The organism is Cohnella phaseoli (assembly GCF_003386235.1).
Classification (GTDB): Bacteria; Bacillota; Bacilli; order Paenibacillales; family Paenibacillaceae; genus Cohnella; species Cohnella phaseoli.
Genome location: NZ_QRDZ01000045.1, coordinates 28,240 through 54,579, shown reverse-complemented (window position 1 = coordinate 54,579; position 26,340 = coordinate 28,240). Strand labels below are relative to the sequence as shown.

At 55.7% G+C, this 26,340-nt stretch carries 23 protein-coding genes; 2 read left to right on the top strand and 21 right to left on the bottom strand.

The window, feature by feature from the left end:
• Window positions 1-719 precede the first annotated feature (719 nt).
• The 14 genes from DFP98_RS35260 to DFP98_RS35195 form a co-directional block, all read right to left on the bottom strand.
• Window positions 720-1,106: an OsmC family protein gene (locus tag DFP98_RS35260; RefSeq protein ID WP_116065331.1), complete on the bottom strand. Its 387-nt coding sequence runs from the start codon at window positions 1,104-1,106 to the stop codon at window positions 720-722.
• Window positions 1,107-1,181: 75 nt separating this feature from the next.
• Window positions 1,182-2,168 carry an ABC transporter ATP-binding protein gene (locus DFP98_RS35255; RefSeq protein ID WP_116065330.1) on the bottom strand — a complete coding sequence of 329 codons (987 nt, stop codon included), beginning with the start codon at window positions 2,166-2,168 and terminating at the stop codon, window positions 1,182-1,184.
• Window positions 2,146-3,174 (bottom strand): ABC transporter ATP-binding protein, encoded by a 1,029-nt coding sequence (locus tag DFP98_RS35250; protein WP_116065329.1) that lies wholly within the window; start codon window positions 3,172-3,174, stop codon window positions 2,146-2,148. The genes DFP98_RS35255 and DFP98_RS35250 overlap by 23 nt, the downstream gene beginning before the upstream one ends.
• Window positions 3,175-3,199: 25 nt before the next feature.
• Window positions 3,200-4,105 carry an ABC transporter permease gene (locus DFP98_RS35245; RefSeq protein WP_116065328.1) on the bottom strand — a complete coding sequence of 302 codons (906 nt, stop codon included), beginning with the start codon at window positions 4,103-4,105 and terminating at the stop codon, window positions 3,200-3,202.
• 14 nt (window positions 4,106-4,119) lie between these two features.
• Window positions 4,120-5,070 carry an ABC transporter permease gene (locus DFP98_RS35240; RefSeq protein WP_116065327.1) on the bottom strand — a complete coding sequence of 317 codons (951 nt, stop codon included), beginning with the start codon at window positions 5,068-5,070 and terminating at the stop codon, window positions 4,120-4,122.
• A gap of 110 nt (window positions 5,071-5,180) precedes the next feature.
• Complete coding sequence (locus tag DFP98_RS35235) at window positions 5,181-6,785, bottom strand: ABC transporter substrate-binding protein (protein WP_116065326.1); 1,605 nt, start codon at window positions 6,783-6,785, stop codon at window positions 5,181-5,183.
• Between the two features lie 213 nt (window positions 6,786-6,998).
• Window positions 6,999-8,213, bottom strand: a complete 1,215-nt coding sequence (locus tag DFP98_RS35230; protein WP_220377217.1) for a serine hydrolase domain-containing protein — start codon at window positions 8,211-8,213, stop codon at window positions 6,999-7,001.
• A gap of 5 nt (window positions 8,214-8,218) precedes the next feature.
• Entirely contained in the window at window positions 8,219-9,100 is an 882-nt protein-coding gene (locus tag DFP98_RS35225; protein WP_116065324.1) for an alpha/beta hydrolase, read from the bottom strand.
• Between the two features lie 29 nt (window positions 9,101-9,129).
• Entirely contained in the window at window positions 9,130-9,966 is an 837-nt protein-coding gene (locus tag DFP98_RS35220) for a carbohydrate ABC transporter permease (RefSeq protein WP_181918139.1), read from the bottom strand.
• Window positions 9,956-10,861 (bottom strand): carbohydrate ABC transporter permease, encoded by a 906-nt coding sequence (locus DFP98_RS35215; RefSeq protein WP_181918138.1) that lies wholly within the window; start codon window positions 10,859-10,861, stop codon window positions 9,956-9,958. Before DFP98_RS35215 ends, DFP98_RS35220 begins: the two co-directional genes overlap by 11 nt.
• 84 nt (window positions 10,862-10,945) lie before the next feature.
• A complete protein-coding gene (locus DFP98_RS35210) occupies window positions 10,946-12,256 on the bottom strand; it encodes an ABC transporter substrate-binding protein (protein WP_116065321.1) in 1,311 nt (436 codons plus the stop codon).
• 129 nt (window positions 12,257-12,385) lie between these two features.
• Window positions 12,386-13,993, bottom strand: a complete 1,608-nt coding sequence (locus DFP98_RS35205) for a response regulator transcription factor (RefSeq protein WP_116065320.1) — start codon at window positions 13,991-13,993, stop codon at window positions 12,386-12,388.
• Complete coding sequence (locus tag DFP98_RS35200) at window positions 13,971-15,713, bottom strand: cache domain-containing sensor histidine kinase (protein WP_181918137.1); 1,743 nt, start codon at window positions 15,711-15,713, stop codon at window positions 13,971-13,973. The genes DFP98_RS35205 and DFP98_RS35200 overlap by 23 nt, the downstream gene beginning before the upstream one ends.
• Before the next feature lie 161 nt (window positions 15,714-15,874).
• Complete coding sequence (locus tag DFP98_RS35195; RefSeq protein ID WP_116065318.1) at window positions 15,875-17,764, bottom strand: beta-L-arabinofuranosidase domain-containing protein; 1,890 nt, start codon at window positions 17,762-17,764, stop codon at window positions 15,875-15,877.
• A gap of 175 nt (window positions 17,765-17,939) precedes the next feature.
• Between DFP98_RS35195 and DFP98_RS35190 the strand changes: the two genes are divergently transcribed.
• Window positions 17,940-18,803, top strand: coding sequence for a helix-turn-helix transcriptional regulator (locus tag DFP98_RS35190; RefSeq protein ID WP_116065317.1), 864 nt, complete (start codon window positions 17,940-17,942; stop codon window positions 18,801-18,803).
• 34 nt (window positions 18,804-18,837) lie between these two features.
• Here the strand turns inward: DFP98_RS35190 and DFP98_RS35185 are convergent, their stop codons facing one another.
• From DFP98_RS35185 to DFP98_RS35165, 5 genes are read right to left on the bottom strand one after another with little or no spacing between them, the layout of a single operon-like run.
• Complete coding sequence (locus tag DFP98_RS35185; RefSeq protein WP_116065316.1) at window positions 18,838-19,743, bottom strand: phosphotransferase family protein; 906 nt, start codon at window positions 19,741-19,743, stop codon at window positions 18,838-18,840.
• A 42-nt stretch (window positions 19,744-19,785) separates the two neighbouring features.
• Window positions 19,786-20,490 (bottom strand): ATP-binding cassette domain-containing protein, encoded by a 705-nt coding sequence (locus DFP98_RS35180; RefSeq protein ID WP_116065315.1) that lies wholly within the window; start codon window positions 20,488-20,490, stop codon window positions 19,786-19,788.
• 32 nt (window positions 20,491-20,522) lie between these two features.
• Window positions 20,523-21,818, bottom strand: a complete 1,296-nt coding sequence (locus tag DFP98_RS35175; RefSeq protein ID WP_116065314.1) for a hypothetical protein — start codon at window positions 21,816-21,818, stop codon at window positions 20,523-20,525.
• Window positions 21,819-21,844: 26 nt separating this feature from the next.
• A complete protein-coding gene (locus DFP98_RS35170) occupies window positions 21,845-22,621 on the bottom strand; it encodes a hypothetical protein (RefSeq protein WP_147310323.1) in 777 nt (258 codons plus the stop codon).
• 52 nt (window positions 22,622-22,673) lie between these two features.
• The gene (locus DFP98_RS35165; RefSeq protein WP_116065312.1) at window positions 22,674-23,045 is read right to left on the bottom strand and encodes a GntR family transcriptional regulator; all 372 of its coding nucleotides are present in this window, start codon (window positions 23,043-23,045) and stop codon (window positions 22,674-22,676) included.
• Window positions 23,046-23,206: 161 nt separating this feature from the next.
• On the opposite strand from DFP98_RS35165, the gene argC reads away from it, so the two are divergent.
• Complete coding sequence (argC, locus tag DFP98_RS35160) at window positions 23,207-24,151, top strand: N-acetyl-gamma-glutamyl-phosphate reductase (protein WP_116065311.1); 945 nt, start codon at window positions 23,207-23,209, stop codon at window positions 24,149-24,151.
• A gap of 9 nt (window positions 24,152-24,160) precedes the next feature.
• Here the strand turns inward: argC and DFP98_RS35155 are convergent, their stop codons facing one another.
• A complete protein-coding gene (locus DFP98_RS35155; RefSeq protein ID WP_116065310.1) occupies window positions 24,161-24,559 on the bottom strand; it encodes an iron chaperone in 399 nt (132 codons plus the stop codon).
• Window positions 24,560-24,818: 259 nt separating this feature from the next.
• Window positions 24,819-26,243, bottom strand: coding sequence for an MDR family MFS transporter (locus tag DFP98_RS35150; RefSeq protein ID WP_116065309.1), 1,425 nt, complete (start codon window positions 26,241-26,243; stop codon window positions 24,819-24,821).
• Between the last annotated feature and the right edge of the window lie 97 nt (window positions 26,244-26,340).

Below are 26,340 nucleotides of genomic sequence, written 5' to 3'. Positions count from 1 at the left end.
AATTGCTCCCCACAACGGGAAAGACCGTCCCTTGTGCCATTAGAGGCCATTACAGGAACGGTCTTGCTTGTTTGCTTCTGGGAAACGTTCTTGGCTCCTTTTCAGCTGCCGGAGCTCTCTGTGCAAGCATATCTTCCCTTACTCTTCTCGTCATCGCGTTTGATTATTGCTTCATAATATCAAGTGATTCCCTATTTTGTAAACTGTGATTCATGTCTGATTATGACCCTTATTTAAGAATTGACTCCTTGCCGCAGGAATGAAGATAAAATACTATGATTGGAAAAATGGTGACTATAAGCAGTCATCGTAGGCCCGAACGAGACCGATCGGTACGTTACGTTCGATCAGGGAAGCTGTAACTGTAGGGTAACTGGCAGGATCTAAGGAGAGGTGGCCCTTTTAGGCGAAACTAGAGCGGGTCTTCCGCTTTAAATCGGAGAATTTTCTCTTTTGAGGAAATTAAAGCGGGTCTCCCGCTTTAAATCGACTCATATCCTCAATTCGACAAAATTAGCGCGGATTTTCCACCTAAAATTGCTCCCCCACCGCCCCGTCAACCAAGTAGAGCGGAGAATGCTCTCAGCGGGTGTCCACTTTGAATTCTAGCAGCAGAATCCGCCTTGTCTGTCCCATCCCGAACTCGCGTCGATGCTATCGGACGTATACGAAAAAATGGATCGGGGATCTCTCCCCGCTCCATCTTCCGTCCTCACCGATTATACCTCTACCGTCTCGATCGCCGCGCCGTTTCTCAGCGTGTTGCCGATGGTGCACACCTCTTCGGCCGCTTCGATCAGCTCGTGCTTGTACGCCTCGTCCAGCGAATCGGGCAGCTTCAGCGTTACCTTGAAGTCCGTAAAGCGATCCGTCACGCCCTGAGCCTTGCTCGCCGCTATCTCGATCTCGATTTCGGAGGCGTCGTAGTCCACTCCGTCGCGGGCAAGCTTCTTTTGCATCGAGATCGACACGCACAGACCGAGCGCGGCCTCCAGCAGCTCCTTCGGATTCAGCCCGCTGCGGTTAGGCGCCGTGGTGCCGATGACCTGCAGACCCGCTTCGTTGTAAACGACGTTCTGTCCTTGCGTAATTCTCACCGTTGTCATAGCTGTATCTCTCCCTTGGAAGTCGTAGTTGTAGTGGCAAAGTTAATGTTAATGGCAATGGCAGTGAACTATCCCTTACACGTAATGGCAAGCAACTCGATGTCCCGGCCGAACCTCTCTGGCCGCAGGACGATCGACTCTGCATTTGTCTGTCGCCAGCGGGCAGCGCGTATGGAACGCACAGCCTGACGGCGGAGACAGCGGCGAAGGAATCTCGCCCTTCAGAACGATCCGTTCCTTCAGCCGGCTGCGGGTATAATCGGGAACCGCCGATAGCAGCGCCTTCGTATACGGATGCAGAGGCTCGACAAACAAATCGTCCGTGGGCGCTTCCTCGACGATTGCGCCCAAGTACATAATGCCGATCCGGTCGGAAATATAGCGAACGACGCTGATGTCATGCGTGATAAACAGCATCGTCAAGCCTAGTTCGGCTTGAAGTCCGCGCAGCATATTCAGAATTTGCGACTGAATGGATACGTCGAGCGCCGACACCGGCTCGTCGCAGATCATCATTTTCGGATTGACGATCAGGGCCCGGGCCAATCCGATCCGCTGCCGTTGGCCGCCGGAAAATTCGTGCGGATAACGGAAATAATGCTCCGGCTGCAGGCCTACGACCTCAAGAATGCGGAACACCTTCTCCTGTCGCTGCTCCCGATTGCCGATTTTATGAATGATCAGAGGCTCTTCGAGAATGTCGCCAATTCGTTTGCGCGGATTCAAGGAAGAGAGCGGGTCCTGGAACACGAACTGAATGTCCTTGCGAATGCTGCGCAGTTCCTGTTGCGACAGCTTGACGAGATCCTTGCCCCGATAGAGCACCTCCCCCGAGGTGGCGGGAGTCAGGCCGAGGATAGCGCGTCCGGTCGTACTCTTGCCCGAACCCGATTCGCCGACGAGGCCGTACGTCTCTCCTTCGTACATGCGGAAGGTCGCTTCCCTGACCGCATTCACATGAGCCTTGGGGCCAACCAGCCTTCCGAAAGGGCCGTACACGGGAAACTTCTTGACCAATTCGTTGACTTCCAGTATCGGCTCAGCCGCCAACTGCTTCGCCATCCCCGTTCCTCCTCTCTTCCATCGCGTCGATCTCGGCGTAATGCCAGCATCTGACCCGGTGCCGCTCGTCAGCTTGCAGCATCACCGGGTCTTCGTTACGGCACTTCTCGTCCGCATAAGGGCAACGAGTCGAGAAGCCGCACCCGCGCGGAATATCGAATAGCGAAGGCACTGTTCCTTCAATCACATGCAGCTTCTCGTTGCGGTCTCCGTCCAGCTTCGGAATTGATTGAAGCAGTCCTCGCGTATACGGATGAAGCGGCGAGCGGAACAACTGCTCCGTCGGCGCCTCCTCGACAATACGGCCCAAATACATGACTTTGACTCCGGTACAGATTTCCGCTACGACCCCCAGGTCGTGCGTAATGAACAGAACGCCCATCCCCAATGTCCGATTCAGCTCTGTGATCAGTTCCAAAATTTGCGCTTGAATCGTGACGTCCAGCGCCGTCGTGGGCTCGTCTGCGATCAGCAGCTTCGGCTCGCAGGCCAGCGCCATTGCGATCATCGCCCGCTGCTGCATGCCGCCGGAAAGCTGGTGCGGATAATCGTCCACACGCGTCTCCGGGGATGGGATGCCCGTCAAGCCCAGAATTTCAATCGCTTTCTTGCGCGCTTCCTTCTTCGACAGCTTCTTGTGCAGCCGCAGCGTCTCCTCGATCTGGTTGCCGATCGTGTATACCGGATTAAGCGAGGTGAGCGGATCCTGGAAAATCATCGAGATGTCGTTGCCGCGAACGGCTCGCAGCTTGGACAGAGGCATGTCCAGCAGGTTTTCGCCCTCGAACAGAACCTCGCCCTCGTATTCGACCGAATCGGTATGCTCAAGCAGCCGCAGGATCGATTGCGACATGACGCTTTTACCGCAGCCCGACTCGCCTACGATGCCGATAATTTCACCGCGATCCATCGTAAAGCTGACTCCGCCGACGGCCGTCGCCCTGCCCCGCTCCGTATGAAAATGCGTCTTCAAGTTGTTGAGTTCCAATAGAGGCGCCTGATTCATGTCTCATCCTCCGTCCCGTTCGATGTCATGATTTCTTCTGTCTGAGCTTCACGCGCGGATCGAGAAAATCTCGCAGCCCGTCCCCCAGCAGGTTCAGGCCGAGAACGGACAAAATGATAAACACGCCGGGGAAAACAACCATCCACCAAGCCTTGTAAATGACCAGTTTGCCTGCATGAAGAATGTTGCCCCAGCTCGCTTCCGGAGCCGGAATGCCCGCACCCAGAAAGCTGAGCGCCGCTTCGGAAATAATCGCTTCCGCAAATACAAAGGTCGCCTGGACGAGCAGCGGCGATAGCGTGTTGATGGCGATATGCTTCCAGAGAATGCGGGAATCGCTCGCCCCTTGGGCATGCATCGCTTCGATATAAGTCTGCTCGCGGACGACCAGCGCCGACGAACGCACGACCCGTGCGATGTTCGGCGTAAATACGATCGTTAATGCGATAATAACGTTAATAGATGAGGCCCCTAGAGCAGCCATTAGAGCGATCGCGAGCAATACGCCGGGAATGGCAATCAATCCGTCGCAGATGCGCATTAGAATATGGTCCAGCGTCTTATAATAGCTGGCATAAATGCCGATCACGAGCCCGAGCAGCGAGGACAGCAGCGCCACGACCAAGCCGATGCTCATGGACACCCTCGCGCCGTACACGATTCTCGTCAGTAAATCCCGCCCGAATTCGTCGGTTCCGAGCAGATGCGTGCCGCTTGGCGCCTGCAAGCGCTCGGTCACCTTCATCGCATAGGGATCAAACGGCATGAGCAGAGGACCGACGGCTGCGATCAAGACAAACAGCACGAACAGTACGGCTCCGATCGTCAATCCGTAATTGCTTCTGAACCTGCGCAAACGAAGGGCTCGCTGTTCTTTTTTCAGCCGTTTGCTCATCGCGGCGATATTCTCTTTCGCCATTTCTTGCGCCATGTTGCCTCTCCTCCCTATTTGCGGTCCAGACGAACGCGGGGATCCACCGCTCCGTACAGCAGATCGACGATCAGATTGATGCCTACGTAGATCAGCGTGACAATCAGAACGACGCCCTGAATAACGGCAAAATCCCTGCGAACGACCGAGTTCAGGATGAGCTGGCCAAGTCCGGGAATATTAAAAATCGACTCCACCACGACTGCTCCGGTCACGAGCGTCCCGAACGTCTGCCCGATTACGGTCAGAATCGGCAGGAAGGCGTTGCGGAAAGCGTGCTTCGTCAGCACCGTCAGCTCCCGCAGACCTTTGGAGCGCGCCGTCTTAATATAGTTCAGGTTCAGAATCTCCAGCATCGACGAACGGGTCATTCTGGTGATTAGGGCGGCCTGAATCGCTCCCAACGAAAGTCCGGGAAGAATCAAATATTGCAAATGCTCCCACAGCCCTTCTTTCAGCGGCTCGTAACCCGCGACCGGCAGCCATTGCAGCTGCACGCCCACGATCAGCATCAGAAACAGTCCGAGCAGGAAGCTGGGGATCGCCAAGCCCAGCAGCGACACGCCCATGAGCGAGTAATCGATCGGCGTCCCCCTCTTGTACGCGGCGATCATCCCGAACGGAATCGCCAAAATAAGCGCGATGAGCTGTCCGAGCACCGCCAGCGACAGCGTCGGGCCGATATGCTCGGCAATGGCTTGTCCGACGGGCTGGCGCATGAAGATGGAATCGCCCAGATCGCCTCGCAGGACGCCGCCGACCCAATGAATGTACTGCTCATGGACGGGACGATTCAGTCCAAGCTTCTCATTCAGCTCCTGAATATCCGCTTCCGAAGCCTCGATGCCCAGCATGGCGGCCGCGGGGTCGCCCGGCGTCAGGTGAATGATCAGGAAGATCGCGACCGTGACGACGAACAATACGGGAATGAGAGACAGGAGCCTTTTTGCAATGTAAGCCAGCATGAAATCCCCTCGTTCGATGAATGGTCTGATTGAATCAATAGAAGGAGGGTGTCGGCCAAGCTGCTAAGCAGCCTGGCGCACCCTCCTCGGATGGGGAATCTATCCGAATGTTATTTCGGGGCTTTGGCGTTCCATACGACCGGCGATTTGAACTGCTCGAAGCCTTCCAGCGATTTCGACGTCGCCACCAGAACGTTGTAGTGACCGATTACCGTGGACGAACCGAATTCGTACAGGAATTGTTGAACCTTCTCCCATTCGGCTTTGGCTGCCTCCGGAGTAGCGGCGCCGCGAATAGCGGCCAGACCGTTCTTGACGGTGTCGTTGTTCAAACCGGCCCAGTCCGGGTTCACGGCCAGCAATTGCGGAGGCGTCTGCTGGTACCCCGTGCTCGCCACGAACAGATCCCACTTGCTGCGGTTGTTCTTCGTCTCCAGGAAAGTCGGGAAATCGTAGTTGTCCACTTTCACGTTCATGCCGATTTTGCGCAGCTGTTCTTGAATGACCAGCGTTGCCGTGTACATTTCATTGTAATCCTTCGTAGTCAGCAGCGTAACTTCTTCTCCATTATAACCTGCATCGGCCAGAAGCTGCTTGGCTTTTTCTTCGTTTGCCTGATTGTAATACTCCTTGCCGGCATCGGTAGCCCACTGCGTCTGGGCGGTGTTCAAGTAACCCGGCGCAAGCGAGTACAGCTCCGGCTTGGCGAAGCTCGCCAGCATAATCTCGTCATTGTTCAGCGCGGCCAGAACCGCTTGGCGAATCTTCTCGTTAGCGAACAGGCCTTCGGTAGTGTTCAGGAACGCCGTCAGCGTGCCGCCTGGATTGGTGTGCAGCGTGACGTTTTTATCTGCCTCCAACTCGTCGTAGTTCTCGATCGGAATCGCGTCGGCTACGTCGTATTTGCCGGTTTTAATGCCAGCTACTCGCGTTGCGTGGTCGGTTACGAAGTGGTAATAAAGGTTTTCCGTAGCCGCGGACTTGCGTCCGGAGTAGCCGCTCGGCTCGGCGTCGCTGCCCTTGTAATCTTCGTTTCTAACGAGATGAATGTATTGATCCTGCTTCCATTCCTTGAATTTGTAAGGTCCTGTGCCGATATAATCGGTGATACCTTCCGCAGGTGCGGACTCCACGATCTCCTTAGGCATAATCGCAGGGAATTGCGCTTGGGATGCGATCAGAATCAGCACGTCGGAAGTTGGCTGTTCCACCGTCAATTTTACCGTATAAGTGTCGACTGCTTCAAACTTGGCGTTCGTCAGCAGCGTTTTCGCGCGAGACGAAGTTACGAGCCAGCGGTTCATCGAGGCGACGACATCGTCGGAGGTCATCTCTTTGCCGTTATGGAACTTCACGCCTTGACGCAGCTTAAACGTGTACGTTAAGCCGTCCTCGCTTCTCTCCGCGGATTCCGCCAACTCCGGCGTCGGCTCGTAATTCGCGTTCATTGTATACAGTTGCTCGAAAATGTTGCCCGCCGTATCCAGCGCTGCCGTCGATACCGTCATCGGAGCGTCCAGCGTCGGAGGCTGCGCCGTCAGGGCGATGTTCAACTCGTTCTTATATTCTTTGGCCTCCTGGGACGAACCCGCGCTGGCCGATGGGCTTCCGGAAGCGTTCTGACCGCCGCTGTTCGAATTATCTTTGCTGCAGGCGGCCAGCGCCGTTGTTAACAATAGAACCAATGCCAGCAAGCTAATCTTGTTGAATTTCATTTTCTGTTCTCCCCTTGGTCATCGTGCGTAATTTTCGGAATGTTCTGAAAACATACTATTCCGAGTTGATATAATGGAATAATAATTGATTTTAATTTTGTTGTCAACTTCCAATCTCTGAAAAAGACGGAATGGCGCGCAGGGATATCATTTTCCCCCGAGAGCCATTCCGTCTCTTCTATAAATATTATGCGCGATCTCGCAAATCTCCATTCACAGGACCGCTCCCATCACCGCGCTCTCGAACTCGCGGGCGGTTTCCGCTTCGGAGCCTCCCGCGTTCGCGAGATTAATCATGAGCACGGCAAAGAGGTCTTTGCTCGGATCGATCCAGAAGTGGGTCCCCCATGCGCCGCTCCATCCGAAGCTTCCCGTCGACAACGGCGTCTCCGGGGACTCTCCTTCGATGACGACGCGCATGCCGAGTCCCCAAGTCTGCCATTCGGGAAATCCCTCTATGCCGTTCGGAAGCTGCGGCGACGCCATCTCCCGTACCGTCTTCGCGTTCAAAATCCGCTTCCCCTCGAATTCCCCCTCGTCAGCCAACATTTTGACGAACCGGCAATAGTCCTCCAACGTTCCAAGCAATCCGCCGGCTCCGGAATAATAGGTGGGATGAATAAAAGGATTCTGGTTCGCTGACCTCCTCAGCTCTCCCCCCGTGCTCTCGTATAAGGCGACCAACCGCGCGCGCTGCTCCTTCGAGGGCGCGAACGTCGTATCCCGCATGCCGAGCGGCTCGAACAACGCCCTCTGCAAATAAAGATTTAGCGGCAGCCCCGAAGCAATCTCTACGAGCCTTCCCAAAATATCGAACGCGGCAATCGGACTGTATCCCGTCTGGGAGCCCGGCTGAAAATCGAGAGGCACGTTCGCCCAAGTCGGAATATGGATGGACAGCGTCGCTCCCGGTCCGGGCATCTGCAGCTCGCGAAAACCGACCGCCCCCTGCCCCAAGCCGCAGCTATGGGTGAGCAGATCGCGAACCGTTATCGGACGGGTCGCCGGCTCCAGCGAATAGGACGGAATGTCGTCCGGGATCGAGCCGGCCGGAGCATCGGGATCGGGCTCGTAGGCAGCGACATTCGTTCGAACGTTCGGGATCGCGACGTAAAAATCGTTGGCGAATTCGGGAATATACTTCCCGAGCGGATCCTCCAGCCTAATCTTCCCTTGTTTGGCCAACGTCATAACGGCCACTGCGATAATCGGCTTGGTCATCGAAGCCAGCCGGAAGATCGAATCTTTCTGGAGACGAAGACCTTTCTCTATGTCGGCATAGCCTTGCACCGCGCTAAGCGCGGTCCGGCCTCCTCGAGACACGAGGAATGCTGCTCCCGCCAACGCGCCCTCGCGAATGCGCCGCTCCAAGCTTTCCTGTGCGACGGCGAGCTTAACGGCGTTAAAGCCTGCCGATTCCTCTATCATAACCATCACCTGCTCCTTAGCCACGTCAATGCCAACTCAAACCATTTCTGACATCCTGCGTTGATATGCGTGCCGTCCGCCGCCGAGGTTTCGTCCGCCAGCGACAGCCCGTGCACGCCGGATTCGAAGATGTGAAGCTCGTACGGTATGCCGCGTTCCTCCAACGCCATTGCCCATAGCAGCGAGTTGCGAGAGCTAACGAGCTCGTCGTCGGCCGTATGCCAGAGAAAAGTCGGGGGTGTGCCGTCGTTGACGTAGCGAACCGGGCTTAGCGCCTCACGCTCCTGCAAGGACGGATCCGGACGGCCGAAATGCGCCCGATAGACGAGCGCCTTAAAGGCCGCCTGCTCTTCTCTCCTCAACGCATGCGCGTGATCGACGAGCGGGTATCCGAGAATGAGCGCATCGGGGCGCATAAGTTCGGCCTTGACGCCGACTTTCTCCCGCAGAAACGCGTCGGCCCAATGCGCGCCGAGACTCGCGGCGAGATGACCGCCTGCCGAAAAGCCGACGACGGCGATTCGGTCCGGATCGACGTTCCATTCCGCGGCATTCTGCCGCACCGTCGCCAAGGCCGCTGCCACTTCGAGCAGAGGCTGCGGCCAGACGGAGCTTTCGTTGCCCGGAGGAGTCTCGTTCAAGTCGGGAACGTATTCCCCGAACCAGGTCGTGTACCTGAGGACGAAGACATGATAGCCGTGCGCCGCGAATCGCAGCGCGACCGGCTCCGCCTCCCTGTCGGAGGTACTCAGGTATCCTCCGCCGGGACAGACGATGACGGCTGGCCGATGCCGGTCCGCCTGAAATTCCAAGGAGCGATGCAACAAGTATTTCTGCAGCCGGGCGCTGCCGCTTCCGATTCGCAATTGAACCGTCTCCGCGATCATGTTTAACGCTCCCTCTCACCAGTATATCGTCAGCCTTTTACCGCTCCGGAAGTCAAACCTTGCACGAAATATTTTTGCAGAAACATAAAGAGCAGAAACAGCGGGAAGAGGATCATGCAGATCGCCGCCGTCATCAGCCCCCAGTCGGTTGCGTACTGACCCTGGAAGTTGATCAGCCCGACGGTCAAGGGAAGTCCCTTCTCCGTCGTCAGCGTCGAGATTTGCGCCCACAGCAATTCTCCCCATACGAAGCAGAAGTTCAGTACGGTGCAAGTCGCGATCGCCCCTCCCGTCAACGGGAATGCGATTCGGAACATCGTGCTGATCTCCCCGCTCCCGTCCATTCTCGCGGATTCCAGCAGTTCCGACGGGATCGAAAGGAAAAAGTTGCGAAGAATGACGATCGTTCCGGGCAGCAGCCATCCCACGTAAGCGAAGGTAACGGGAACGTAAGTGACGCCGAGCAGCTTCAGCTTGGACATCATCATATACAGCGGCAAAATCATCGACTCGGTCGGCAAAATCTGAATGATCAGAAGCAGGCCGACGATCGCCCCGCCGAACGGAACGCGCAGGCGGGCCAACGCGTAAGCGGCGAAGGCTGCCACGACCGTCACCATCGCGAGCGTGACAAGCGCGATAACGACGCTATTATAGAAGTATTCGCCGATCCGGCCGATCTCGAACGCCTGAACGTAATTGTCGACGAGAAACTCGCGCGGAAAGGCCCAAATATCCGTAAAAAATTGTTCCGACGTTTTGAGCGACGTCATGAGCGTGAACAGAAGCGGATACAAATTAACGACCGCCAAACAGACGAGAACCGCCCTCAACGCATACCCGCCAAGCGGTATTCTAGTATTCATAGACATTCCCCTTCGTCAGCTTCCTGGACAACGCGATGATCAGCGACACGACGATCGTCAGCATGACGGAGATCGCGGCGGCGTAGCCGAATTCGTTATAGCGGAAAGCGACGTCGAGCATTCGGACGGGGACCGTCCGCGAGAAATCGCCCGGCCCTCCCTTGGTCATCGCCCAGACGATGTCGTACGTCTTGAACGACAAGATCAGCATGAGCATCGTAACGAGACGAATCGTAGGCATGATCAAGGGGAGGATGATCATGCGGGCTTGGCGGACGTATCCCAGCCCCTCCAGCTTGGCCGCCTCGAACATGGAGCCGGGCAAGGATACGATAGCCGTATAGGCGAGCATCATGACGAATCCGGAAAACCGCCAGCCGCCGACGACGGCGATCGTCCATAAGACGATGCCGGGCTCCGCAAGCCAAGCATGCTCCAGGCTTTGGAGGCCTATCGCCCTCAATATGCCGTTAAGCAACCCCGTATCGGGACTGAGAATAAAGGTGAACAGCAAGCCGATGACGACCAGCGGCATCATCGCCGGCGCGAAAAACACGAACCGGTAGAACGCCCCCTCCTTGCGCCCGACCCGATGGATCGCCAGCGCCAGAAGCAGGCCGGTAAAAACCGCGATCGCGGTAGACGCCACGGCGATGAAGACCGAGTAATAGAAGCCTTTTAACGTCACCGGATCCTGAAAGAAGGTCGCGTAATTGCTCCAGCCGGCCGCCTTCATCGCTCCCATGCCGTTCCACGTCGCAAAAGACAGAGCCGCGTTCCACCCGATCGGAACGATCATCGTCGCTCCGACGAACAACAGCGCCGGAAGAAGGAAAAGCGTTCCGAGCATTCGGGTGCGAAGCGTTAAAGCCGAGCCACTCTTGATGAATTTCATTTGTTTCGGACCTCCGATCGGTCGGAGCGGACGGGCCGGGACGGACCGCTTCTCCCGCCTGCCCCGCCGCATTCCTTCATTGGCTTAAGGCTTCACGGCCTCCAGCCTCAGCTTCTCCAGTTCTTCCAGAGAGGCCATGCCGTTAAATATATAGTTCGCCGGCATTTTCGCATTGAGGATATCGATCATTTTCGTCGACAAATGCATGACTTCTTCGGTTTGAATATTGGCGATATCCTTGGCGTACAACGCGAAATTGGGGTCGTCGGATTTGACGCCGCTTACCGTGACCGGAGCTCCCGTATCGACGCGCTTCTGAAGCACCTCCGCGCTGGTCAAATACTTCACGATCTCTATCGAAGCTTCGGGATGGGGAACGTTGGCCGGAATCATGTAGCCGTTCGATCCTCCCAACACGTGATTCAGCCCCATGTTCGGCCAGCTCACGATCTGCACGTTGGCCAGCCCCGATTCCTTGACGGATTGGGCGGCAAGAATGTTGACGTTCGCTTTGACCGCGACTTTACCGGCCTTGAACGCGACGTTTACCTGCTCAAGAGTCGTGGATAACGCGCCCTTGCCCGGATATACGTACTTGTCGTACAGCTCCTTGGAAGCCTCGAACGCTTTGACCGCGAGCGGGTCGGTGAACGGAATTTTGCCTGCGGCAAAGTCGCTTCGAGTCTGCTCATCGGGCCATACCGTCATCAGATTATTTCGCGGAACCCATGGGCCCCAGTCCTTATATAGTCCTAACGGAACGATTCCCGTCTTTTCCTTGATCGTCTCCAGCGCTTGCATGAAATCGTCCCAGCTGAGAGGTCCGTCGGGAAACGTAACCCCGGCTTGGTCGGCGATATCCTTGTTCACTTCGAGCAGCGGATATACGGCGGCGTAAGGAACCGCGTATACTTTGCCCCCGTAGGTTCCCGCATCCAGCGCGTTGCCCACGAACGTCATCTTCCAAGCCCCTCCGTCCGCTTCCAGGTAGGGAGTCAAATCCAGCGCCATATCGGAATCGACGAACGTCTCCATCGCTCCCGGCCAGTACATCGCGACGTCGATGGGCTCGCTTGCGGCGATCGTCGTTTTCAGCGTTTTCTCTACATTCGAATCCCACGGCTTAAAGGTTATATCGTACTTGTCCTTAAAATGCTCCGCCACCATCTGTTCTTCGACCTTGCCGCTCGGATCGTCCACGGGCGCGATCATCAACGTCAGCTTAAGCTTCTCCCCGGGCTTGCCGGCGGATTCCGTCGCTGTCGCCGAAGCGCTGGCGGATTCGGACGGTTGTCCGGAGGCTCCCTCGCCGCCGGATTTCCCGCATCCCGTAAATATCAACGAAGCGCCAAGCGCGACGGATAGAAGCCGTACTGCTGTCCCTCTCTTCAACATGCCAAGACCTCCTCTTTGTTAAAACGCATAAAACCGTATACGGGCCAACTTAACGAGCGCGCCTCGTTAGATCCCATTATACGGTCCGATAATTGCCGCCACTATTTCAAAAAACTACGAAAACTATTGCTAATCTTCGATTTTAAGGTTTTCGTCCTTGACGTCCGGCTTCTTCCTGAGCGCCGTCGGCGAGCAGCCCTCAAGCTTGCGGAACACTTGCGTGAAGTATGCATAATCCGAGAAGCCGACCCGTTCGCCGATCTCGTAAATTCGGTCCGTCGTCCGCTCGATTAGCTGCTTGGCTTTGGCAATACGCAGACGGTTGACGTATTCCCGGAACGGAACGCCCATTTCTTTTTTGAACAGGTGGCTAAAATAGTTCGGCGTCTTGCCCACATGCTCGGCCACCTTCTCGGCCGTCAGCTCCTCCGCGTAATGATTCCGTATATACGCTTCGGCAAGCTGGATCGGCGCGCTTAGACGGGCGACTCCGACGTTGAAGTAAGCTTCGATCGCCTCCTCGAACGCCAAGCGAACGAAATCCTCGTATTCGCCGATGTCGACGAATGCGCTCGTCTCCAGCTCCTCGATCCGTCGGCGCGCGTATTCGGCCAATTCCGCGGAAGGCTCGCCCGCGGCGGCAGGGAGCAGATGAATCAATGCTTTGCAGTATCCCGCAAGGCTCTTCTCGCCGTACGCTCTTTCTTGCCGAAGTCTGGCGAATTCGACGGATACCCGCTCGGTTAAGCGCTCTAGTCGGGCTTCGCGGATAAGATTGAGGAATTCGTCGTCTTCCGCAAGCCCCCTGATCGTCTCTTCGCGGAGCGCTCCTCCCTCTTCAAAGGCATGAACCGAGCCCTTGCCGGAATACAGCCGAAGCGCCAGAGCCTCCCGCGCCTGCGCCTGCAATTCGTTTACATCGGACGCGTTCCCGGGCAGGCTTATGCCGGCCGACAACGAACAGCCGCACGTCTGCGCAACTTCCCGAACCGAATCCGCCAGTCGGTTCTTCAACGACGCGACGGCATGTCGCGCGTACAAATACGAGACCGTCTCCAGCTTCAGCAATCCGATCAGGCTCCCGTCCTTCGTCTTTAACCATAATTCGCCGGCTTCCGCTTCCCGGCCGCCTAAAGCGCGAAGCATCGCATCGGCGCACCGCTCCTTCTCCGCCGCTTCTTCCCTGCGCCGATCCTGTTCGATACGGACGCATAGAAGAGTCCCCTTGGCATCGAATTGAAAATATTGCATTAAGCCGTCCTGCAGAATGAGACGGTCGCGAATTCTCCCTCCCGCGAAATCGTCGACGAAGAGCTCCTTGTGCGACGCCAAATATTTGCGGAACGTCTCCTCCGACACCCGCTCGCGGACAATCTCCTCGCTGACCTTCTTGATCAGCTGAATCAAGCTTCTTGCGCGGATCGGCTTCATTTCGTAATCGGCCGCATCCCACTGAATCGCCTTTTTGAGATACTTGAAGTCGTTGTAGCCGCTGAGGATGATTACCTTAGTCGCCGGTCTTGTTTCCTTGATTCGCTTTAGCAATTCCAGACCGTCCATCCCCGGCATTCGGACATCCGTCACGACCAGTTCGGGCAGATTGGCGCAAAAGATCTCGAACGCCTCGGTCCCGCTCGCCGCCGTCAGCACTTCGACGATTCCCAAAGAAGACCAGTCTATGCCGGCTTTGATCCCCTCCCGAATTTGCCGGTCGTCATCCGCGATCAGCAGCTTCATTGCGCCTCTCCTCCTTATTCGTTCTCCCGGCGGCGGGGACTAGCACTTCTACGACTGTTCCCTCGCCAATCTTGCTGCTGAAGCTCAAACCGAACTCGCGCCCGTATTGCAGCTTGATCCTCTCGTCGATATTCCCCAGCGCGAAGACTTCCTGCCGTTCATCCTCCTCGTTTAGCATCCGGTTTATCCGCTCCTCATCGGTGCCAAGCCCGTCGTCGGATACGACCAGCCGAATACGTTCCCCGACCTGCCGGACTCCGACCTCGATCGTCCCGCCTTCCAATTTCTCTTCCAGCCCGTGAAGGATCGCGTTTTCCACCAAGGGCTGCAAAATCAGCTTGGGAACCTCGCAACTCAACAGCTCCGGATCGACGTCGACCCTCAGCTTAATTCGCTGGCCGTATTTGGCCTGCTGAATGAGCATGTAGCTTTCCAGAAACTCCAGCTCGCGCTCGATCGTCACAACCGGCTGGCCTTTACTGAGCACGTGCTTGAAAATTTCCGAGAGCGCTTCGATCTGTTCGCTTACGTCGTAATTTTGGTGCTTCATCGCCAGCCAATGTATAGAATCCAGCGTGTTATACAGAAAATGCGGGTTGATCTGCGCCTGCAAGGCGGTCAGCTCCGCTTCCCTGCGCCTGATGCGGCTGACGTAGACGTCGTCGATCGTCTGCTTGAGCTGCCCGGCCATGCGGATAAAGCCTTGGTGGATTTCCCCGATCTCGTCCTTCGACGCGCCTTCGAGAGCGATATTGAAATTTCCCGTGCGCAGCTTGGCCATCTCCGTGCGCAGCCTTCCCAACGGCTTGATCCAATAACGGTGCTGTACGAGAGAAAAAAGAAATCCGAACAGGACGCATAGTCCGATCGCGATTAATAGAACGGTGTTAAGAGTCGTCTTCAACAAAGTAAAGGAGCTTTCGGGAATCGTCTGGACAAGCACCCAATCGGGACCTGCGATCCGATAATACAGGACGATATTTTTCTCGCTTCCAACCGTTTTTCCGAAGAAGCCTTCCTCCCCGGACGCGATCTCCGCCCGGATTTCCTCGTAGTGCTCATAAGTGCCGTCGATCGCGGTTTTTGCGGACGAGGACAGCACCTTGCCCGAAGCGTCGAGCAGATCGATTCTCGAGCCTTCGTAAGAATTGATCCCCTCATAAAAACGATGCACGGCTTCTTCGGAAACGTTCAGCTTGATGATGCCCAGTTCTCTGTCGTATTTGTTAAAATCCATAATTCTTCTATACGCATACAGCCGATTGCCGTCGGAAGCCCAATACAGCTTTCCCTTCAGCTCAGAAGCCGTTCGCGCGTGCTCGGCATCTACAACGGAATCCAGCGTACCCATCTGGAAAACGACCCGCTCGCCGCCGGCGACGATGCCGATCGTATCGTAATAAGCTTTGGAGCCTATTAAATCGTTCAGCCAGGCGATAATTTCCCGATAGTACTGATCATAGTCGAGCTCTTTGTTGTAATCGTCTTTCAGAAACTTCTGGATTTGCTCGTTAGACATCATCCGCAGCGTAAGATCGTTCGTATCGGCGATCAGGGAGTCGAAGTTCTGCCTCGTCTGCTTAAGCGTCTGCAGCGCAATATCGCTGGATTTGTTGAGCGTAAGCCTCGTAAACTGGTTGTTCAAGTAAAAGCCGGCGAGCAGCAGCGGCACGACGATCAGCAGCGCAATGCATAGAAACAGCTTTCTCTTGAGGGGCATATCCCCGAACTTTAACCGGATAAGCCATACCTCCCTTCGGCGCGGACATTCGCTATCCGCCTTGAAACCTTTCCCCCCATTGTAACTTGGCCGAGCCGCTCCGCAAAGACATAAATCCCCCTTCCGGATGCGCGGCTGCGCGTCCGGAGGGGGATTTCCCATTACATATGCTTTCTGGCTTCGAGCGGATGGCCGATCGTCGGGAACTCCCCGATGCGCAGCTTCGCGCCGCCGTAAGGAACGAGCTCCAGATCGACGACCGGCTGATCGTCCGCGTTCGGATGCATCGGCGGAGTTCCGGCGTTGTTGCCTTCCATCCTCCATTCGCGCACAAGTTGCCCCTTCGCCTTCAGTCGAACCGGAGAGTGCTGGGCGTCGAACGGCTGATAGGCGACGTCCTCCAAGCTGACCTCATACTCGCTGTCGGCCAGCAGGCCGTATTTCCATGGAGAGCCGGGGTAAATTTCCCAGTCATGGAACTTCTCCCTTTGCTGCAGCAGATGCCAGTTCTCACGAATCGGCAAAGCGTAGACGAGCGGTCCGCGCTCCACGCTAACGGCAAGCAAATTGCGGGTAACGGTTTTAACCTTCATCGGCATCCGCAACGTCAGCCGATCGCCATCCGACCACTCCCGGCACAGCTTCGCATACCCTTTCTCAATCGCTAGTGCAAACTCTTCCCCGTTTACTTTTACGGTCGGTTGCTCACACCAACCCGGAATGCGCAGCGAGATCGCAAACTCCGCCGATTCGTCCAAAGCCAGCTCGATGTCGACCGTATCGCGGAACGGATAATTGCCGCTTACCTTCAGCGTTGCCCGCGCCTGCTCGTCTGCTCCGACTTGAGTCGTTACCGTGCAGGGCGCGTACGAGACCGCCGCCAGACCGCCTTCCCCATCCTTCATCCACAGGTGCGACACCAGCTTCGGCCAGCCTTGGTGCATATTCGCCGTACAACAGCCGAAATGCGGCTCCAGGCCGAACAGATTCGCCTCTTCGTTGTTGCTCCACTCCCGTGTCGCCACGTTGCAGACGATCTGGTTCACCTGCTGGTCGTACTGATGCGACGTCCAATCGCTTGAAACGGCGGCAGGCAGGGCATTAAACGCCACCTGTTCGAGAATGTCGCCGAAGCGCCCTTCCCCGAACACTCTAGTCAATTTCTCCATGGAAAACATATATTCGACAACGGCGCACAGCTCCACCCCTTGGCTCGGATGCGTGCCGGACAGCCATTCGTCTCCGGAAAACATCCCGTGAGCCTGTCCGTGATACGTCATCAGACTGTCGATGCCGCGGTGAACCGCCGCATGAGCGCGAGAATCCCCGGTTTGCTCGTAGAGAACGCCAGGCGCTTTAATGCCCATCGCGACATTGACGACATGCGTTTTCCAGTCCCATCGCTCGACTTTGCGCCAAAACGGAAAATCGTGAAAGACGTCCGTCCAGTTCGTCGTTTGGGACTGTACGATGCTCGCCAATTGTAGGAGCTGTTCGTCTCCGGTTTTCCGGTAGAGCCACTGGATCGTCAACAGCATCTCCATGCCGCGCGCCTCCGCCCACCCGCGCAGCGGCTGCTCCTCGATCCGACCGCGCACATACCGGAAGTAAGACGTAAGGAACGGAACGATCCGTTCGTCTCCGGTCGCTTCCTCATATTGCGTCAAGACCTTCAGCATGATCATGTAGTGCCACCAATCCTGCGTCTTGTCGAGGTCTTCGTTTACCGTCTCGATGATGTCCGGCCCGAACGCTCCGTCCTCGCGCTGGCTGGCCAGCGACCATTCGATCCAGCGCTGCGCCTTGGCGATCAGCCGCTCGTCCTCCAGCAAATAGGCCAGCGGCAGCAGCCCGTCCAAATAGTAAGGCCCGCGCTCCCAGCTCTCCCCCTTGCCGCCGATCCAGCCGTTGCCGGGACCTACGTCCGCCCAATGCTCTTCGAGGTGCCCGGTTAACCCGTCCGCCTGAATGCGCAGCTGATCCCGAAGCCATTGCTCCGGCTTGATCGCGCCCAGCGGAAGCGCCTCGAATGCCGTGTTCCGTTTGCTCATTATGAATAACCTCGCTTATTCGGAGAATGGTGTTCACCCTCCTAATATAGCACCGCGAAGCCATCTCTCCGATAGCGTAACGCACACAGTTTTTGTTCGATCACAACATCGATGTTGATTTGTTCGCTATAATAAAGAAACGCATGCGCATGAAGAAAAGGGGGGCAGATTCCGAATGCTGAAGTTTATTTCTCCGCCTCTGCCGCATTTCATTACCTGCGGCGAAGATACGTACGCTTCGGGCCGCAGCCATGTCGATCGCTCGGGCATCGGCGTATTCGATCTGCTGTTCGTTACCCGAGGCTGCTTATATTTGGCGGAGGAATCGCTGCCTGTGGTCATTCCCGCGGGAGGCTTCGGATTGCTGCGGCCGGACCGCGCTCATCGGGCGACGGAGCCATGCGAGGAGGAAACCCATTTCTACTGGATTCATTTCCAGACGTTCGGAGGCTGGAGCGAGGCGAATGCCGAGGAAGGCCGAAAGGCGATTCTGTCCTTGGCCGAAGGGGAGTATCCGATTGCTCATCCGTTCTCCTTCTACTTGCCGCAGACGGGCAATCTGCTTGCGCCCGAATCCGCGTACACCCATCTGCGCGAAATGCTGGCGCTGCAAGCCGAGATGTCCGCGTTCTCCTATTGGCGGCAGCAGTTGCTTTTCCAAGAATTGCTCTTGCAGGTGCAGGAGGAATCCAGACTTCCGGCCGGCGGCGCGTATTGGGCGATCGCCGAAGAAGCTGCGGCATTTCTGCGCCGCAGCCATCGGGAGACGTTTACCTATAAAAGGATGGCGGAGGAGCTGCATTTTCACGCGAACTATATCTCCCTGTGCATGAAGCGAACTTACGGGTGCACGCCTCTCGATTATTTGACCCGCTATCGGATCGAGCAGGCGAAGCGGCTGCTGATCGACACGAACGAGGCGATCGGTTCGATTGCCGAGCAGGTAGGCTTCGGCTCTTTTCCGCATTTCGTGCGCTGCTTCGGCCGCCTGGCCGGGACGACGCCGAAGGCGTTCCGCATGCGGTTCAGGCAGTCGTAAACAATCGTTCAGGCGCGTCCGTTACCGCCGCAAGCTAACGAAGCTCCGCCAAGGCTCTGTCTACGAACGAGAGATGCCGCTCCCGCATCGTCCGCTCAACGGACGGCTCCAGCCCCCAGCGGGAGAGCTGGGAGGCCGGCCGCAAGGCAGCGTACAGATCCCAGTACGGAAGCTGGCTAAATCCCGTCCCCTTCGCCAACGACCGGTAATGCTGCGTAAACTCCTCCATCGCCTCGGGTCCGTACGCCCACAAAACTTCCAATCTGGCGTTGCCCACATCTGCGAGAGGATCCCCGATCGCGACGTCCTCCCAGTCGATTACGGCGGCAAGCTTCCCTCCCCTCCACAACGTATTTCCCGGCCAGTAGTCGCCGTGAAGCAGCACGGACCGATTGGCTTGCGGCAGCGGCCATACCGAATCCAACGCTTCCCTGATCCGTCCTTCGCTCAGGGAAGCGTCCAGCTGCGCCGGCCTAGCGGCTAACTTGGCGGAAACCGCATCCGCCTGCTGCGAAAGAAAACTAAGCTCTGTTAGCGGAAGCTCTGCTTGATGGATGGCGAAGAGATGCGCGGCCAATTGCCCTAGAAAGTCGGGAATCGCCATCCGATCTACCTCACCTTGGCTCTCGATGAATTCGATAGCGATATAAGGGGAGCCGAGCAGGTCCGATGATGCCTCCGCGAAGATCGGCGCAGGTACCGCCAGCCCTGCGGAGTGCAGCAGTCCGAGAAGCTGGAATTCATGTCGGGCAATGTCCGGATCTCGTGCAAGATCGGTCGCCCCATGGCGGCGAATAATGATTTTGCGTAAGCTCCCGTCGCCCAATTCAAGCTCAAGCCCGATGACTTGAGCAGACACGCCGCCCTTTAACTCTCGCCAGCGCAGCAGCCTGGCATTCGAAATGATATGCTCCGCAACCGTCTGTAACGCTTCTCTCATAAATTAATCTCCGTTCTTGGCAAATCGTCGTTCTATGTTCCGTTAATCGGCATAATGCCGGTTGCTCTGTCTCGCTTCCAGCATGACATCCGTCAAGCTTTTTCCTTCCTCCCGGAGATCGTCGATAGTGACATCGGCCCGCACCAGCCCTTGATGCAGCACAATTGCGCGATCGATGACGTTCTCGATCTCGTCGATCAGATGAGTGCTGATCAGCACCGTCTCGTCGCCGCGCAGTCCGGACATCAGCAGCTTCAAGGAATCGCGCCGCGCAAAAACGTCCTTGCCGACGAACGGTTCGTCCATCAGCAAATAGTCCGCTCGCTTGGCCAGCCCCGCGCTCATCTCCAGCTTCATTTTCTGCCCCTTGGAGAAGGTTCTGATCGCGCGGCGGATCGGCAGCTCGTATCGCTGCAGCAGCTCGGCGTAATACGGTTGATCGAATCGGGGGAAAAATGCCGCCAGAAACTCCCCGTATTCCAACGGAGTGCTGTTAGGCAAGAAGCTGCCCTCTTCGGTAATAAACGCCATCCGCTCATACTGATCCAGGACAGGCTTCCCTGCAATCGTAATCTCTCCGCTCTGCAGCTCGCCGAGCCCCATAATCGACTTGAGCAGCGTCGTTTTGCCGCTGCCGTTCTCGCCCAGAATGCCGACGATCTCTCCCGTCTCTATCGTCAGGCTGTTAATGTACAGCAGAGCGTTGCTCGTCGGATAGCGCTTATCTACATATTTTAACTCGATCACAGCCATCCCTCCCGGACTTGCGTTCCCCTTCGCTATTCAAGCGCAACATTCAAGAAATTCCGATGCTCTGTCGGCGAGTAATCGTATCCGCCAACCCGATTGAAGGCTCGGATACGGTCATCGTTTTTATCCGTAGCCAGTTCGCCCTTATATATCAGCTTGGCATGCTCGAAGACGTACAGATACAGATGCTGCGGCCGCAAAATGTCGAAGACGCCGCGCTCCTGCTCCGACTCCGGCTCGCGATAGGAGCGGACGGCGATCACCCTGCCGTTCCGATAGCCGAGCAGCGATACGCCGCCATAGTTATTCTCCTCGTTGCCTTCGAACGATAAGTTCGACCAGTCGACAAGTTCGATACCGTTCGAGAAATCGAAGCTGAGCACCGCCGTATGCGGCCGCTCCTCCGCATCTTGCGACACGCCGCGAAAGCTTACGGTCAGCAACGCCCGCTGCGCATCGACATACGCCTCGTATCGCTCGGAATATGCGGCTTGCCAGTTAATCGACGGATCGGACTTCGACAAGTCCGCCTCGCCGAGCAGCTTGCCGCTGTCGCTGTCGAAGCTGCGGATATGAAGGTAACCCGCCTCCACCGACAGCAGCGCCAGCTTATCGCCCACCGCCTTCAAGCCGAGTATTTCAATGCCCGTTCCCCCCGGTTCGTTCGCCGTGAGCGGAAGCTCGACCAGCTTGCGAGACTCGAACGGCTTCATGTCCTGCGGCCGAAAGCCCCAATCATAGAACTTAAGCTCATAAATGGCATTCATCCCGGTATAATCGGTCGTTACGGGAAGCGTGTAGAAGACGCGGTCGCCAATTTGCGCCAGGCCGTATTCCAGCGGATTCGTCCATCTGAAGTTAGCGTTCTCGTCCGAAGCCGAGGCCGGCCGATAAACAACAGACGGCTTCACCTCCGCCGCTCCTTCTGGAACCGAGTAACCTTTGTCCGTCATGACGCGAGAATAAATCGTATGCTCTGTGCTTCTGTTTTCGATGTTGTATTCCATCCTGCCAAATCGCACGGCGCCGAATGGTCCGACACTTCCCGGATAATAAAGATACGCAGGGATGTTCCGGGCCTGATCGAACAGCTTCGTGTCCGTGTGAAGTCGCCCTCCGTCTATCCGGAACGAAGTGCTGTGCATCCCGTCGCTCAGCTCGCCAACCAGCGCGACGTCCCGAATCGCCTCACGACTGCCGATCAGATCAATGAACTCGAACTTTCCCTTATCCTTCGCGCCATAGACGATTAACCCCAATATCGCAAGTACGGCAATCGCCAGCACCAACGCAGGCAATGCGACGTGTTTTCTGATCGTTCCCATCGGTTCCCCTCCTCTAACGCATTTCGTTAAGCAATTGCGCCCCTTCGCACCATCCGCAGGCTATGTCCGATCAACAATCCGCTCACTACAAGCAGCAAAGCGCTGCTTAAATACAGTCCCGTCGGATCGCTGTTCACATTCACTTCTCCAAGTCGATAGCCGATCACGTCAACCATTGTCCAGACTGCGACGGCAATCGGAACAATCCCCCTATACGTCCGGCTGCGCTCGCACAACGCGCCGTAGTAAAGCGTCACAGCCGCGGCGAGCAGCAGCGACAGCGTGGACAGCAGCCGACTGACGCCAAGCGGCAGCAGCAGCCGGAAAAACTCGGAGCGGATCATCGCCAGAAAATAACCGTTGTGCATGACGAACTGCCCGTCGCCATAGCTGGCAACCTTGGCCGCGTACAGCGAGTAGCCTAGCCGGATGCCGATGAGCTTGGACGCCAGCAGCAGGAGCAGACAGGTGACCAAAACCGTCAGCTTGCTAAGATAGAGAGCCTCCCGACCGACCGGAAGCGTCAAATAGGTATAGATGCTCTTGCTGCCCCAGTAGTCCGCATAGATCGTCAGTAGAAAAAAAGCGCACACAAGCGCCAACAAAACGAGAAACAGAAGAATGCTTCCAGAAGAGGCGTACACGTCTTCGTAGCGTTCGTTCACCCAATATTCGTTGTAAGGCCGCAGTTCCTTATGCAGCAGTACAAGGGGCACAACGATGGCGGCGGCGCATACCGCTGCGATAAACCACAGCCACTTGGCAAACTCCCGATTGACCAGACGATAAAATCCCTTCATCACAGCCGCAACACCTCAATTGTATTATTCGAATAGTACAATCAGCTTAAAAAAATTATTCCCAATGCTCGCTGATCAGCTCAACCACCGTCTTGAACGACAAACGAATCTCCTTGGCCGAATCGACGAACGATTGCACCAGCTCGCGGGTCAGTTCTTCTTCAATCGCGCGGAAAATGACGTCGTCGACGTAGATCACGCTGCCCAGAGTGCTGCTCGTGCGCACAAACCCTTCATCCTCCATCAGCTTAAACGCCTTCTGCACCGTATTCGGGTTAATGCTCAACTGTGCCGCAACCTCGCGTCTGGACGGCAGCTTGTCGCCGGATACCGCGTTGCGCAGCAGAATTTGCCGTTTAACGTAGAGAACCGCCTGCAAGTATACGGGGTCCTTGTTGTTCAACTTCAACTCGTAGAAGTTCAGCACGACGTCATTTCACCTTCCTTGGCGGTTGTTTGTACTATACAACTAATACAATCAGATTGTCAACGGGCGATGACACATGCTCATTTCATATGTTTTTGTTGAATAAATATTCATATATACGTATAATAACCCATTAAAAAGATCATCCAAGAGGTGGAAAAGTGAAATATAAAATATTTGTGGACGGTCAGGAAGGGACAACCGGGTTAAAAATTCATGATTACTTATCCAAGATTTCCGACATCGAAGTGCTCCACATTGAGCCGGAAAAACGCAAAGACGCCGCTGCTCGCAGGGCGCTTCTCAATGAAGCCGATGTCGTATTTCTCTGTCTTCCGGATGCCGCGTCCAAGGAAGCTGTCTCAATGGTCAGCAATCCTAACACCAAAGTCATCGACGCAAGCACGGCGTTCAGAACCCACCCGGAGTGGACGTACGGGTTGCCAGAATTGCATAAGAAGCAAAGAAAACAAATTCAACATTCATCCCGCGTAGCCGTCCCAGGATGCCATGCGACGGGGTATATTTTGGCGATTCAGCCTTTGGTAGCGGAGGGAATTATAGCGAAGGATTATCCTGCCTCCTGTTATTCGCTGACAGGATACAGCGGCGGCGGAAAGAAGCTGATCGCCGAATACGAGAATTCAGGCAAAGAGCAGCTTTCCGCACCAAGACCGTACGCGCTTCATCTTAACCACAAGCATCTGCCGGAAATGAAGTTTTATTCCGGGCTGGACGCAGCGCCGACTTTCACGCCGATTGTCGGCAATTATTATCAAGGCGATGCCGTTACGGTTCCGCTCTCTCCCAGAATGTTTACGAAGAAGGCAACAGTGAAAGATATTCAAGAGCTGCTGGCCTCGCATTATGCAGACGAACGTTTCATTCGAGTTATGCCGTACGACTCCGCGGCCAATCTTGAGGAAGGCTTCTTTAATCTTATGCAATGCAATCATACGAACCGTCTGGATCTGTTCGTTTTCGGTCATGAAGAGGGAATCTCGCTTGTCTCCCGGTTCGATAATCTGGGCAAAGGCGCCTCGGGGGCCGCTATTCAAAATATGAACCTTATGCTTGGATTCGACGAAGGTACGGGACTGGAGTAACGAGCCCGGTCACTTGCTTTGCCGTGCAGCGCCTTTGGGTTTGGCCGCCGCCTTCCGCTTGTTCTCCTCCGCCCGGTACTTTACGATGCGGGCAATCAGCTCAAGCGGAAGCGGCTGATCGAGCGGAAACTGCACCGAGCCTTTGGCTCCCTTATAAACCGACAGCTCCTTCTTAAACGCCTCAATCCCTTGCGGAGCCGGGTAAAATCCGATGTGGTTTTTGAATGCGGCGAAATGCACCAGATTGCCGTGCAATGCGTAGGTCGGCATCTGATAGCTGATTTTCTCCGTCGCCTCGGGGGCGGCTTCGCGAATCGTCTCTCTGACGCTTGCAAGCAATTGTTGAATTTCCGGCGGAAAACTAGCGATATACTCGTCGATCGATCCGTATTCGATTTTGCCCTCCATTGCCTCTAGCCCCTCTCGGAATGAACGTTAGCGCCCATTGTTCTTGTCCAAATCATATTTCTTCGCGGATGCGTTCGTCAATGCTGAGGTTGTAGTACAGCTTGCGAAGCTGCATCAGTTCTTCGAAATGTGGTCGCCGATCAGATCGAGCGTCAAATCCATGCTGTAACCGCAGGAATGACGGAGACCGAGCGCTTGCAATTTGCCGCCCTGGCAACCAAAATCCTGAATACTGCCGTTAATTGAATATCGGTCTCTTTTATTTTTTACGATTAGATAGGAACAAAGCAGGAAGAATTGCAACAGCCGCAAACCCGACTGACCACCAGAAAGCTACTTGGTACGCATGGGCTAGCGAGGTAAGGCTCGATCCCGTTCCGCCGGTCAATTGCTGTCCGATAACTGTTGCCAAGACAGCCGAGCCAAACGCGCCTCCGATCGTCTGAAAAATCCGCGTCGAGATGCTGGCATGCGGAATTTGCTCCTTATGCAATCCTTCATATGCGGACACCATAATCGGAATCAAGATTCCGTTCAACGCCGCTCCCCGCAGAAGCTGTGCCGCACCCAGCAAGAAATGATTCGTATCCGTCCCTGCGAACGCGAATGGAATACTGGCCGCCAGCGTCACTACCAGGCTCACGAGCACAATATTTCGAGAACCAATTCGATCCGCCAAGCCCCCAATCCAACTCCGTGTAATGAGCATCCCTACCCCCTGCGGTATTAAGAGCAGTCCTGTCATCAACACGCTCTCACCGCGAACTTGTTCGTAATAAAGCGGGAGCAACAGAAGCACTCCGTTCATCACCATGCCCGAGAGAAACAAGGTGACATTCGACGCCAGGAAATTCCGGGAACGGAATAATTGCAAATCGAGCAGCGGGGATGAACGCAACCGCAAGGCATACACAATGTAAGCAGCAAGCAGGACAAGTCCGGCTGCCAGCGGAATGAGCACTCCCGCCGAGGATAATCCTCCCTGAGCGCTAACCTCAGAAATGCCATAAATAAGAACCGCGAAGGCCGGAGACAATAGAAGGAGTCCTATCACGTCGAGTCCGGGTTTATTTGGGGAAGATTCGTCCTTCGGGATGTGCTTCCAGGACAGCCAGAGAGCGATTAACATAATCGGAATGTTCACATAGAAAATCCACCGCCAGCTCATGTTGTCCATGATCAGCCCGCCGATAACCGGACCGAGAATCGGACCGAGCAGCGCCGGAATGCTAATGATCGCAATCAGCCTTCCCAGGCTGCTCCCTCCCGCCGATTGGACGAGCACATTTTGCATCGTCGGGACGAGCAATCCCGCACCTATCCCTTGGATCAAACGAAAGCCGATCAAGCTGCCGGGGTTCCATGCCAGAGAACATAGGAGGGAAGAGATGAGAAATACCCACAGCGAGAACATATACACGTTTTTCCCGCCGAACCGCTGAATCGCCCAACCGGAGACCGGAACCGCCAGCCCCATCGCCAGCACGTAACCCGTAATCACCCATTGAATCGCCGACACGGTGCTGTGCAAGTCTAACGCAAGCGTGTTAATCGCCACATTAACCATAGTTGAATCCAACTGGGAAGCGATCGCTCCGAAAACAAGAATAAGTGCGACCTTCAAAATACCGGGATCGATTTTTTCTTTGAGAGGCTTGATTGCCTCTGCTTGACTCATAGCCATTGTTGTTCACCTCTCATTTTCGTTAAGGTACGGTACGTACCGTACCTTATTTGATTACAATCATATTATCATTCTAGTGAAAATGCAATATACTCTT